This window comes from Dictyoglomus thermophilum H-6-12 (assembly GCF_000020965.1).
GTDB lineage: Bacteria > Dictyoglomota > Dictyoglomia > Dictyoglomales > Dictyoglomaceae > Dictyoglomus > Dictyoglomus thermophilum.
This window is the reverse complement of sequence record NC_011297.1, coordinates 1344068-1356571: the sequence shown is the minus strand read 5'-3', so window position 1 is coordinate 1356571 and position 12504 is coordinate 1344068. Positions and strand designations below refer to the sequence as shown.

Below are 12504 nucleotides of genomic sequence, written 5' to 3'. Positions count from 1 at the left end.
TTCTCCTTCCCTTTTTTGATTTTTCTATAAATTCTGGTAAAATAATTCGGAATGTATCATTTTAAAAATGAGGATAAGCCTTATATATATGCTTTGAGTTTTTTCTCTCCTTTGTTTAGAAGGTGGAGAGAGTGGATTGATGTTGTATCTCCAAAAGATTTTTTTCTACTCTCCGAGAGTGAATTGATTAATTTATTTTTAGGATCCTCTTTGATTCAGGAGTTTATCATTTTTAGACGCAAGTTTGATTTGGAAAGAGAATGGGAAAAGTTGGAAGAAAATAAAGTAAAAATGACCACTTTGTGGGAAGAGGATTTTCCTCCTTTATTAAAAGAGATTAAAAATGCACCGCTTTTTTTATTATATAAAGGAGATCTGAAAGGTGATAAGTTCATAGGTATTGTAGGGACAAGAAGGCCATCATCTTATGGGATCAAGATGGCGGAAGCTTTCTCAAAAGAGTTAGTGAAATATGGATTTATAGTGGTGAGTGGACTTGCTTATGGTATTGATACTTATGCTCATAGAGGGGCTATAGAGGGTGGAGGAAAAACCTTCGCAGTTCTTGGAAGTTCTTTAGACCATATATATCCTTCTGGTAATTTGAAGCTTGCAGAAAGAATAATTGAGAATGGAGCTATAATTAGTGAATATCCTCTAGGAACAAAGCCTGCTCGTTATACTTTTCCGCAGAGAAATAGAATAATAAGTGGAATATGTCAAGGGGTATTAGTAATAGAAGCTGGTGAAAAGAGTGGAGCTTTAATTACTGCGAGTTTTGCGGCTAATGAAGGGAGAGATGTTTTTGCTATTCCAGGTAGATTGACTGATGAAAGAAGCGTGGGTACTAATAAGCTCATAAAAGATGGCGCTAAAATGGTAGTTGATGTATTTGATATTCTTGAGGAGTATAATATTGCCTATGAAATAAAGAAAGAGAGAAGATTTAACATAACCCCAGAAGAAAAATTTGTACTTAGTTTTTTAAATTCTGAACCTATATTTATCGAGGACTTAATGAAGAATTTAAATATTGATTTATCGACATTAATGTTTATAATAATATCTTTGCAAGGGAAAGGCCTTGTAGAGGAATATCCTGGATTAAGATATGCAAGAAAAGGGAGTGCTTTAGTTGATGAGTAAAGAAAAATTGATTATTGTAGAATCGCCTGCTAAGGCTAAAACTATAGAAAAGATTCTTGGTAAGGATTTTAAAGTTTTGGCGTCTTACGGGCATATTAGAGATTTACCAGAGAAGGAGCTTGGAGTTGACATAGAAAATGGCTTTAAACCTAAATATGTACTCTTACCTTCGCGAAAAAAGATTATCGATACAATTAAGGATTTATCTAAAAAAGTTGAAAAGTTATATCTTGCTACAGACCCTGATAGGGAAGGAGAAGCAATTGCTTGGCATCTTGTAGAGACTCTTAAGCTTCCAAAAGATAAGTTTACAAGAATAGAGTTTCATGAGATAACTCCTCGAGCTATTCAGGAGGCCATAAGAAATCCAAGGGATATAGACTTGGATAAAGTTGAGGCGCAACAAGCAAGAAGGATCCTTGATAGGCTTGTGGGCTATGAGTTAAGTCCATTGCTTTGGGAAAAAGTGAGAAGAGGGCTTTCTGCAGGTAGGGTACAATCGGTAGCACTTAAACTTATATGTGAGAGAGAAGAAGAGATTGAAAAGTTTGTTCCTGAAGAGTACTGGTATATTTATGGTGAATTTGAAGATAAAGACAAAATAATATATGGGAAGCTTGTTTTTTATAAGGAAGAGGAAATAACTATTAGGAATGAGAAGGAAGCAAAAAGACTTATTGAAGTATTAAATAATCTTGAGTACAAAATTGATAGAGTTGTAATAAAGGAAGAAAAAAAGACACCACCGCTACCCTTTATAACTAGTACTCTTCAACAAGAGGCTTCGAGAAGGCTTGGTTTCCCTGTAAGTAAGACTATGAAGATAGCTCAGTCTCTTTATGAGGGTGTGGATATCGGAGATGAAAGGGTTGGACTTATAACTTATATGAGAACTGATTCTACGAGAATTGCTCCTGAGGCAAGAGAAGAAGCTGTTACATATATTGAATCAGTTTTTGGAAAAGAGTATGTAGGTAAAGAGAGAAAAGAAAGAAAGAAGTTAGGAATGCAAGATGCCCATGAGGCTATAAGACCTACTTCAGTTTTAAGAACTCCTGAGAAAGTTAAAAAGTATTTAACAGAAGATCAATATAAATTATACAAGCTTATATGGGAGAGATTTTTGGCAAGTCAGATGGCTAATGCTTTATACGATGTAATAGAGATAGATATAAAAGGTGGAGATTATACCTTCGTCTCTAAAGGAAGAAAGCTGAAATTTGCAGGATTTATGTCTCTTTATACGGAAAAAGAGGAAGAAGAAGAGGAGGAGGTTAATGTTGACTATATTCCTCAGGAGGGTAGTGACATAGATTTGATAAATCTTACTCCGAAGCAGTTTTTTACACAGCCTCCTCCAAGGTATACGGAGGCTACTCTTGTTAGGACCCTTGAAAAATATGGTATTGGAAGGCCAAGTACTTATGCTACAATAATAGAAACTTTGAAAGAGAGAAAATATGTAGAAGTTAGCAAGAAAGAGCTTGTTCCTACAACTCTTGGAAAAGTGGTAAATGAATTTTTAACAAAACAGTTTCCCCATCTTATTGATGTAAAGTTTACTGCAAAAATGGAAGAAGATCTGGATAAGATAGAAAGTGGCGAAGTCAAAGCTATTGAAGTATTAGAAAAATTCTATCCTTCATTTAAAGAGGAACTTGAAAGAGTATCTAAAAATTTTGGAAAAATTCAGGTGGTGGAAAAAACTGATGAGTTTTGTCCTATCTGTGGTAGAGAACTAGTTATAAGAGAAAATAAACATGGAAAATATTATGCTTGTTCCGCATATCCTGAGTGTAAGTATACAAAGCCTATATATGAAGAAGCTCATGGTAAATGTCCATTATGTGGCGGGATTGTAGTAAAGAAGAAAGCAAGAAAAACAGGAAAGGTGTTTTGGGGTTGTATAAATTATCCTAATTGTAGTTTTGCTTCACCTTATGAACCATTAGATGAAAAATGTCCTCAATGTGGAAGTGTTTTACTAAAGGGAAATGGGTTTAAGAAATGTAGTAATGAAAATTGCAATTATATCGTTTGGGTAGGGAGGAGGAAAAGATGGAAAAAGTCAAAATAATAGGAGGAGGGCTTGCTGGGTCAGAGGCAGCATGGCAACTTGCTAAGAGGAAAATTCCCGTTGAAATATATGAAATGAGACCTGTGGTTACAACTCCAGTTCATAAGACAGAATATCTTGCTGAACTCGTTTGTAGTAACTCTTTCAAATCTACAGAGTTAACAAATGCTTCAGGTCTTTTGAAAGAAGAAATGAAAAAGTTAGACTCACTCCTTTTAAGAGTAGCTGAAGAAACAAGAGTTCCTGCTGGAGTGGCTCTTGCTGTAGATAGAGAACTTTTTGCTAAAAGAGTTCAAGAGATATTACTTGAAAGTCCGTATGTCACTGTAATAAGGGAAGAAGTTAAAAAAATACCTGAAGAAGGTATAGTAATAGTTGCTACAGGGCCTTTAACTTCATCAGATTTTGCTGAACATTTAATAGAAATTCTTGATACCGATTCTTTATATTTTTATGATGCTGTATCGCCTATAATTTATGCAGATAGTATAAATTATGAAAAGGTCTTTAGTGCTTCTCGTTATGGTAAAGGAGAAGAGGCCTATCTTAATTGTCCTATGACTAAAGAGGAATATGAAAGATTTGTGGAAGAATTAGTTAATGCTGAAACTGTTGAATCTCATTATCCTGGAGAGGAAAAGTTTTTTGAAGGATGCTTACCTATTGAGGTGCTTGCCAGAAGAGGTATTGATACATTAAGGTATGGTCCTATGAAGCCTGTGGGATTAATAGATCCTAAAACCGGAAAGGAACCTTATGCAGTTGTTCAACTTAGACCTGAGAATATACAGAAGACTCTTTATAGTATGGTAGGATTTCAAACTAGGTTAAAATTTCAAGAACAAAGAAGAATTTTTAGAATGATTCCTGGACTTGAAAATGCAGAATTTGCAAGATATGGAGTAATGCATAGAAATACTTATTTTTATGCTCCAAAATTTTTAAAGCCTACTCTTCAATTTATAAAGAATGAAAGAGTGTTTTTTGCAGGGCAATTGATAGGCGTGGAAGGATATATGGAATCAGCTGCCATGGGAATTGTAGCAGGAATAAATGCAGCACGTTTATATAAAGGGAAACCTTTAATTATATTGCCCCCAACCACTATGATTGGAGCTTTGATTTCTTATGTTACTACCAAAGTTCCGGTAAAACAATTTCAACCCATGAATGCAAATTGGGGTATACTGTTGCCTCTTGAAAGACCAGTAAAGGATAAAAAGCTTAGAAATAGATTACTTGCTGAAAGAGCTCTTAGAGACCTTGATGATGTGATAAGGAGATTTGCTATTAACGTATGATTCTGGATTTAAAAAGAGAAATAGAAAATTACATAAATTATTTGAGATTTGAGAGAAATTACTCTCCAAACACTTTAAGGAGTTATTCAAGGGATCTTATGGATTTTTATAAATATTGTAAAGAAAAAGACTTAGACTTTACAAATAAACGAAATGTTAGGAGTTATATTCAGTTCATAGCCCAAAAAAATTATAAGAATAGTACTTTTGTAAGAAAGGTTATAAGTTTGAGAAGCTTTTTTGAGTATTTATTAACTTTTGAAAAAATTAACGAGGATTTAACGGTATTCATACCAACTCCTAAAGCGGAAAAAAAGCTTCCACAATTTTTATCAGTAGATGAAGTAATGAAGCTTCTAAATTCACCCTCTTTAGATGATCTTATTGGAATTCGAGACAGGGCTATTATAGAAACCTTATACGCTACAGGAATTAGAGTAAGTGAATTGGTTGGCATGAATGAGGAAGATATTAATTGGAATTATGGAGAAATTAGAGTATTTGGTAAAAGAGCTAAAGAGAGAATTGTAATAGTGGGTGAAGAAACCCTTAAGATACTTCAACTTTATAAAGATCATGTAAGACCTAAACTTTTAAAAAAACCCGAAAAGGCCTTTTTTCTTAATGCGAAAGGTGGAAGAATATCCGATAGAGCTATAAGGATGATCATTAAGAAGTATACCAAGGATTTTAATAAAAAAGTCTCTCCTCACACTTTAAGACATACCTTTGCGACTCACCTTCTTGAAGGTGGGGCAGATTTAAGGTATGTACAAGAGCTCTTGGGACATGTAAGAATTTCTACTACTCAGATTTACACCCATCTAACTTCTGAACAGATAAGAAAAACTTATACTCTTTCCCATCCAAGAGCTATAAAAAAGGAAACAAAGGAGGAATAAATGGAAATGAAGAGATATTTAGTGTTAAGTATTATTCTTTTGTTAATGCTGAATATTGGGCTTGCCAAGCAAACTTTTGTCATTGATTTTACAAAAAATCCGCCAAAAGGCAATTTAAGTTATGAGGTTAGTAAAGGAGTTGAACTGGAAAAGGAGGATGGAGCTTATCATTTAGCATTTCTAAAAGGTGGAAGTAATCTAAAGATCTATACTCCTGTTTCTTCCTTAGAATCTCCTAAAAGAGTTATACTCAAAATTACAGGTATATCCTCATCTTTTATTACTCAAGAAACGTGGGCTCCAATATCGATTTTGGTGAATACTAAGGAGTTGATCAGCGGTTTTGATTTTGGAAGTGACTATTATATCACACCCTCTTTTAATATTTCGAGATACTGGCTTAATGGACAGACGAATGTAATAGAGATAAGATTAGACAAAGAGGCTAGCGGGGAATTCTGGCTTAAAAAGGTAGAAATCTCTATTTATGAAAAATAAAGACATCTTCTTTTATTTCTAAGCTTTCAGGAATTTTGTCCTCCTTTGAGGAGATAGAGTTTAATAGTGAGAACTCTATCTCCTCAAAGACTGGTATTCCGCATATTGCAAGGATTAAATTTTGTAAGAAGGTTTTTTCGCTTTCAATTTTGTATGGAATATTGTATTCGTATATCTTTTCTCCTTTGAATCTTTCTGATAACTTAGGAATTTTTTCGAAATTTATTGCAAAAGTTATGAATTTTGTCATTTTTAAATAAAAAGATAAAGTTTCCCATAAAAAATTTTCATAAGATAGAGACTCTTTTTCGGGAGGAACAATATCTTCAGGCAAAATTATTTCAAGTTTATTAATTAGTTTTCTAATATCATCTATTATGAGGCTTACATCGTTAATTTCTTCAGGAATTCTTGCTTTGAGCAAGATTTTTTCTCTTAGATCTTTTATTTCTTTAAGTTTTTTAACAAGTTTATTAAGTTCATCTTCTTTCTGAGATATCTGGTTTTTAAAGGCCTTATAATATTTAAAAGACTTTATTAATTTTTCCTCTTCTCCCTTCTGAAAATAATAAAAGTAAAATAGGGTCTCTCTTCCCCACTCAAAGGGGAAATAGAGTTTTTCTAATAGATCTTTCATTATTTTATGAATGATCTCTTGAGGTATTTCTTTCATTCTCTAAAATTTCTTTTAAAAATCTTATTGCTTCTTCTTTTGTCTTTATCTTTTCTTCTATTTGGGCTTCTATAAGTTTTTCTTTCAAGATGCCTACCAAAGGAGAAGGTTGAAGATTGAATAATTGCATGATTTCATGTCCACTTAGCAAAGGTTTTGGTATGCTTTTTAGTTTAAAGAAATCCTGTAAAAGTTTCTCAAAATATTCTTTGTTTTCAAAGGTTCTTTTTATGGCTATTTGGTCAGAAATGAAAAGGAAAATAAGAGATGGCACATCTTCATTTACTCTTGAGATTAATTTATGAATTGGATTTATCTCTTGATTTTTAATAAAATCGATAAGGTACATATGATTTCTTATAATTTTTTGTATAAAGGACAACTCCTTATTACTCAGTTTTAATCTCTCTGCAATTTCTTCTAACATCTCTGAGCCAACCTTGGAATGTCCGTAATAATGGACAAGATTGTTTTCGTCTATGCTATAGGTCTTACTTTTTCCGATATCATGTAGTAAACTTGCAAGTTTTAAAGTCTCTTTTTTTGTAAATTCTGAGAACAATTTTTCGCTAAAATACTTTTCGAGTTCTTTTTTAATAGAGGGGAAAATTTTGTCTATATTATAGAATAGCTCCTCTAATACGTATAGTGTGGTTATAGAATGCTCTAAAGGGTTTTCGTGGTGAGGCTCGCTCCATGGAATGTTTTTCATCTCGGAAAGCTCAGGAAATATTTCTCTCAATACATTATATTCTTCCATTTCTTTCCATATATAAGAAGTAAAAGGATTTTTTAATATTTTATATAATTCCTCGTGAATTCTTTCAGGTTTTATTTTTGAGAGTCTTTGACTATTTTTTCTAATACTTTCAAAAACACTCTTGTCTATCTTGAATCCTGATGCTCCAAACCTAAAAACTCTTAATATTCTTAGGGGATCCTCTTTTAGAGAGTCAGGAGAGGATAGTTTTAATACGTTCCTTTCTAAATCTTTTAAGCCTTTTAATGGATCGTATATTTCGAAGTTTCTAAGATTCAAAACGATGGAATTTATTGTAAAGTCTCTTCTAACTATTTCAAGAAGTAAATTTTGCTGATATATAGGAGTAAAATCAAGGACAAAAGTGTTTTCTTTATTTTTTACTACTATTCTGAAATATTTCCTCTCCTCATCTAATATGACAAGTCTGCCCTTTAGGATTTTTGATAGATTGTCTATAAAATCTATATTAAAAGGATCAATTAAAAAGTCTATATCTTGAGGTTTCTTCCCTAATAGATAATCTCTGATGAAGCCACCTACTATATAGGGTGTAATCTCGTAAATTTTTGAATACTCTTTTATTATGTAGAGAATCTTATATAACTCTTGCTCCATTTTCCAAAAGCAATTTAATTTCGTTTATTTCTTTTAATGTAAGGTCTCTTGGGTAATTATAAGGCGTAATTCTTGGACTTTCATTGTAATAGGGTCGATTGCACTCAGGACAACCTGAGGTTTTGAAGATTTCATTAAAATATGGGTAAGTTTTTTCTATGATAGTTTTAGTAAGTATAAGGTCATCATCTTTGAATTTCAAGTCTTTAAAGTCTATCAAATGGTTTTGCAGTAGATATGTGATTATTTGTATTTTTCTATATTTTTGATAAGAGGGTTGAGGTATATTCTCAAGAGGAGTACCTGGAAGAGGCGTAAAGGCAAAGAGGGCAATCCTAACTCTCCAATTGGAGAGATCTCTTATGAGCTCTACTAATTTATTTTCTTTTTCTCCTAAACCTACAATAATATGGGTAGTTATTTTTTCGGGAAAGTTTTTGCTTGCTTCTTTTATAAGGTTTATTTTCTCTTCCCAGTTTTTTTCTTTAATTTTTTCATAAAGTTCTTTCTCTGCTGCGTCTATGGATATGTTTATCCTTTCTGCTCCTTTTTGAAAAAGAAAGTTGACATCCTCTAAGTTTTCTATAGGTGCTGAGATAGATATAGGTATGTTATGTTTTTTAAGATTATTTATTACCTCTGTGATGTTATTCTTCCATCCTATATGGTTGGTTACTTGTAGGCATATTCTTTTGAAAGGATTAAATTCTGATAGAAGTATCTCAAGCTCTTTAAGCTCTATAGGAGGCCATGAAATTCTCGATAGCATAAAGCTTTCTTTTCTCATATTTCTTGCTTGAATACAGAAGGCACAATTATTAAGACATTTATTACCTACTAAAAGGTAGAGAGTTGTAGGAGAGTCTTTCTTGACTACTCTTCTCTTTAATACCTCAAGGCTTCCAGAAGATACTCCAATCTTCATAGTAGGGCACAGCACTCTTCAAAAATTTGAGTATTATTTGAATTTTTAATTACATCAGAGTGAGGATTAACTATTGCTTTAAAGCCGAGTTCTAAAGCAAGAGAGTCTACATTATATCTGTATTCTCCTTTGGGTCTTACGCATCCTAAATATAGATTGGTTTGGGGTAGTTTTCTCTTGGTAAATTTCCAAAGTTCTTCTATTTCTTTTAAGGAAGGAAGATTTATATCTCTAAAAGTTGTATTTTCTAAGGGAGTGATTATGATAAATATAAGCTTCTTAGGTTTTATTTTTTCTAAGAATTCTATTGCTTCATATTCCTTTTGAATTTTTCCATAATTTGCTCCAATCAAAATATGAGGACTTACTGGAAAGTTTTCGTTAAGAATTAGAAAGGATTCTTTAAAGTTTTCACTATTTTTGTTTTTAAGATTAAAAATTTCTTTTATAACAAAGTCATCAAGCATGAGATCAAAGGATACCATATCGGGGATATTTTTAAGCTTTTTAATGTTCTCAGGAGTTACCAAACCTAAGTGAAAGTTTAATTCATAACCAAGAGATTTAAGTTTTTTTATTTGTGCTAATTTAGCATCGGTAAGAGGAAGTACTCCCTCACTATTATATCCTCCGCTTATAAGAATACTTTTGTAATTGTTGTCTTTTTGGAGTTTACTTTCTAAGAACTGTAAGGGAGTCATATTTTTGAGAAAATGTCCTTTGCAGTGTTCACATTGTAAAGCACAATAATCTCCTGTTACACTTACAGGTAGAGTATTGATAGGAGTTACTTTGATGGTCATTTCCAATTTACCTTTAGTACCTTTGCTGCATATACTTCGTTTAATCTTTTTACAGGAGTATTATGAGGTGCATTCTTAACTATATCAGGATTTTCATCGACCTCTTTTAAAATATTTCTTATGATTTCTACAAATTCATCAAGAGTATATTTAGTTTCTGTTTCTGTGGGCTCTATCATTAATGCCTCTTCTACTATTAAGGGGAAATATATAGTTGGGGGATGTACTCCATAGTCTAAAAGTCTTTTTGCAATATCAAGGACTTTTATTCCTTTTTCTTTTAGATTTTTACCTGATAGCACAAACTCATGCTTACATATGGATGGGTATGGAAGTTCGAAATAAGCTTTTAATTTTTCTTTTAGATAATTTGCATTTAGCACTGCCATCTCAGTAGTTTTCTTTAGACCTTCATCTCCTAATAGCCTGATATAGGCATAAGCTTTTAGCATAACCAGAAAGTTACCATAAAAGGTTCTTACTCGTCCTATAGTTTTAGGAACCTGGTAGTTTAAATAGTATTTGTTTCCATCATACTCTACCGTAGGAACAGGTAGGTAATCTTTTAGAAAGTCTTTTACTCCTACGGGACCCGCACCTGGACCTCCCCCACCATGGGGTGTAGAGAAGGTTTTGTGTAAGTTGACATGTACCGCATCAAACCCCATATCTCCAGGACGAGCATAACCCATAATTCCGTTTAAATTGGCACCATCATAGTACAAGAGTGCTCCCTCATCATGAACCATTTGAGCTATTTTAAGGATGTCTTTTTCAAAAAGTCCAAGAGTATTAGGATTTGTTAACATTAACACAGCCACATTTTTATTTAGATATTTTCCCAAAATGTTTGGATTTACAAGGCCTCTTTCATCGGATGGTATTTCTATAGTTTCAAATCCAGCCATTGATGCACTTGCTGGATTTGTGCCATGGGCAGAGTCAGGTACAAGTACTATGTTCCTATTTTCTCCTTTGTTCCTTAGATAGGCTTTTATTATAAGAAGGGCTGTTAATTCTCCATGGGCTCCAGCAGAAGGCTGGAATGTAAATTTGTCCATCCCTGTTATTTTAGAAAGGGCTTCTCCAAGTTTGTAGATTATTTCAAGGGCTCCCTGAGATAGTTCTTCAGGAGTGTAAGGATGTAGATCAGTAAAATATTCATTATTTGCAATTTCTTCGTTGATTTTTGGATTATATTTCATAGTACATGACCCTAAAGGATAAAAACCGAGGTCAACCCCATATCCCATATGGGATAGATTTGTGAAATGTCTTACTACTTCAATCTCACTTATCTGAGGAATGGGTAGAGATTCTCTTAACAAATCTTTGGGTAGTATTTTTTCAGGTAAAAAATCTTCTAATGGCTCTGGTAAATGTATAGTAGGTTTCTCGTCATTGTTTAGTTCTTTTATTAAAGGTATTTTCTTTTTCAATTCTTCTTAAGGACCTCCTTAAGAGATTTTATATAATACTCAAGTTCTTCTAAAGAATTTCTTTCTGTTACCGCTACGAGTATTTCCTTATCTCTGTCTTTATAAAACCTGGATAAAGGAATTCCTCCTAAAATCTTTTTTTCTTCTAACTTTTTCAAGAAATTCTCACTATTTTCAGGAATTTTAATTACAAATTCGTTAAAGAAATGGGAATTTGGATATGTGATTTCTAAATTTACTTCTTTTTGCATTCTCTCTCTCAAATAATGTGCCCTCGAAAAACAGACTTCTGCGATTTTCTTAATACCTTTTTTTCCAAGAATTGCCATATAAACAGCTGCAGATATAGCTGATAGGGCCTCATTTGTGCATATATTTGATGTGGCCTTCGCTCTTCTTATGTGTTGTTCTCTAGTTTGTAGGGTATTCACAAAGCCTCTTTCACCTTCTAGATCTATGGTTTCTCCAACTATTCTTCCTGGAATTTGTCTTATAAATTCCTTTTTTGTGGCAAGAATTCCTAAATAAGGTCCACCAAATCCCAATGGTATTCCTAAGGATTGTCCTTCTCCCACAACAATATCTACATTGTATTCAGAAGGGGGTTTGAGAATACCAAGAGATATAGGATATATGGAGAGAATAAACAGGGCATTATTTTTATGAATTAGTTCTTCTATATCTTTGAGTTTAGTCTCTATAACTCCAAAGAAATTAGGGTTTTGTATTATAACTCCAGAAGTTTTAGGAGATATATTTTTTTCAAGAAAATCAACATCTGTTTCACCCTTTTCATCAAGAGGTATTATTTTAAGTTCAATGTTTTGGGCTTGAAGATAGGTCTTAAGTACTGAGATATATTCAGGATTAAGACCTGAAGATGCAATAACTTCCTTTTTTCCTGTGATTCTAACTGACATAAGAGCAGCTTCTGCTATTCCTGAACCTGCCTCATATAAAGAGGCGTTTGCTACCTCCATTCCAGTAAGATCACAAATAAGGCTCTGATACTCAAAGATAGATTGTAATACACCCTGACTTATTTCTGGTTGATAAGGGGTATAGGCAGTATAAAATGTAGGAAAGAGGGAGACCAATTTCACAAAGGGTGGGATATAATGTTTATAGGCTCCACCGCCAAGAAAGGAAATATAGTCTTTTCCAATATTTTTTCTTGCTATATTTTTTATTTCTTCTAAAAGATCGATTTCTGAGGGAGATGCTGGAATTTTGAAGTTTTCTTTTGCTTTTTGTCTTATCTCTTCAGGGATTTCAGAGAAAAGGTCCTCTATAGACTCTAATCCTATAGTATTCAGCATCTCCTTTATTTCTTGTGGAGTATGAGGAAAGTACGTCATTCAA

The 12504-nt window shown here is 33.0% G+C and carries 11 protein-coding genes; 5 read left to right on the top strand and 6 right to left on the bottom strand.

From position 1 onward, the window contains the following. Nucleotides 1–111 precede the first annotated feature (111 nt). From dprA to DICTH_RS06820, 5 genes are read left to right on the top strand one after another with little or no spacing between them, the layout of a single operon-like run. On the top strand, nt 112–1146 hold the full coding sequence (gene dprA, locus DICTH_RS06840) for a DNA-processing protein DprA (protein ID WP_236608256.1): 1035 nt from the start codon (nt 112–114) through the stop codon (nt 1144–1146). Further along, complete coding sequence (topA, locus tag DICTH_RS06835; RefSeq protein ID WP_012548590.1) at nt 1139–3223, top strand: type I DNA topoisomerase; 2085 nt, start codon at nt 1139–1141, stop codon at nt 3221–3223. Before dprA ends, topA begins: the two co-directional genes overlap by 8 nt. Then, complete coding sequence (trmFO, locus tag DICTH_RS06830) at nt 3205–4524, top strand: methylenetetrahydrofolate--tRNA-(uracil(54)-C(5))-methyltransferase (FADH(2)-oxidizing) TrmFO (protein WP_012547446.1); 1320 nt, start codon at nt 3205–3207, stop codon at nt 4522–4524. The genes topA and trmFO overlap by 19 nt, the downstream gene beginning before the upstream one ends. Beyond that, nucleotides 4521–5426, top strand: a complete 906-nt coding sequence (xerA, locus tag DICTH_RS06825) for a site-specific tyrosine recombinase/integron integrase (RefSeq protein WP_012548701.1) — start codon at nt 4521–4523, stop codon at nt 5424–5426. Before trmFO ends, xerA begins: the two co-directional genes overlap by 4 nt. A gap of 6 nt (nt 5427–5432) precedes the next feature. Beyond that, the gene (locus DICTH_RS06820) at nt 5433–5924 is read left to right on the top strand and encodes a hypothetical protein (RefSeq protein ID WP_143707878.1); all 492 of its coding nucleotides are present in this window, start codon (nt 5433–5435) and stop codon (nt 5922–5924) included. Here DICTH_RS06820 and DICTH_RS06815 read toward each other — a convergent pair. The 6 genes from DICTH_RS06815 to gcvPA are packed head-to-tail and all read right to left on the bottom strand — an operon-like array spanning nt 5908 to nt 12500. Then, the gene (locus DICTH_RS06815; protein ID WP_012547631.1) at nt 5908–6561 is read right to left on the bottom strand and encodes a hypothetical protein; all 654 of its coding nucleotides are present in this window, start codon (nt 6559–6561) and stop codon (nt 5908–5910) included. The genes DICTH_RS06820 and DICTH_RS06815 overlap by 17 nt on opposite strands. 4 nt (nt 6562–6565) lie before the next feature. Beyond that, complete coding sequence (locus DICTH_RS06810; protein WP_012548015.1) at nt 6566–7975, bottom strand: CCA tRNA nucleotidyltransferase; 1410 nt, start codon at nt 7973–7975, stop codon at nt 6566–6568. Next, entirely contained in the window at nt 7956–8900 is a 945-nt protein-coding gene (locus tag DICTH_RS06805; protein WP_012546946.1) for a radical SAM protein, read from the bottom strand. The genes DICTH_RS06810 and DICTH_RS06805 overlap by 20 nt, the downstream gene beginning before the upstream one ends. Next, on the bottom strand, nt 8897–9703 hold the full coding sequence (locus tag DICTH_RS06800) for a radical SAM protein (RefSeq protein WP_012548191.1): 807 nt from the start codon (nt 9701–9703) through the stop codon (nt 8897–8899). Before DICTH_RS06800 ends, DICTH_RS06805 begins: the two co-directional genes overlap by 4 nt. Next, nucleotides 9700–11142, bottom strand: coding sequence for an aminomethyl-transferring glycine dehydrogenase subunit GcvPB (gene gcvPB, locus DICTH_RS06795; RefSeq protein ID WP_012547189.1), 1443 nt, complete (start codon nt 11140–11142; stop codon nt 9700–9702). The genes DICTH_RS06800 and gcvPB overlap by 4 nt, the downstream gene beginning before the upstream one ends. Further along, nucleotides 11139–12500 (bottom strand): aminomethyl-transferring glycine dehydrogenase subunit GcvPA, encoded by a 1362-nt coding sequence (gene gcvPA, locus DICTH_RS06790; protein WP_012548489.1) that lies wholly within the window; start codon nt 12498–12500, stop codon nt 11139–11141. Before gcvPA ends, gcvPB begins: the two co-directional genes overlap by 4 nt. Nucleotides 12501–12504 lie beyond the last annotated feature (4 nt).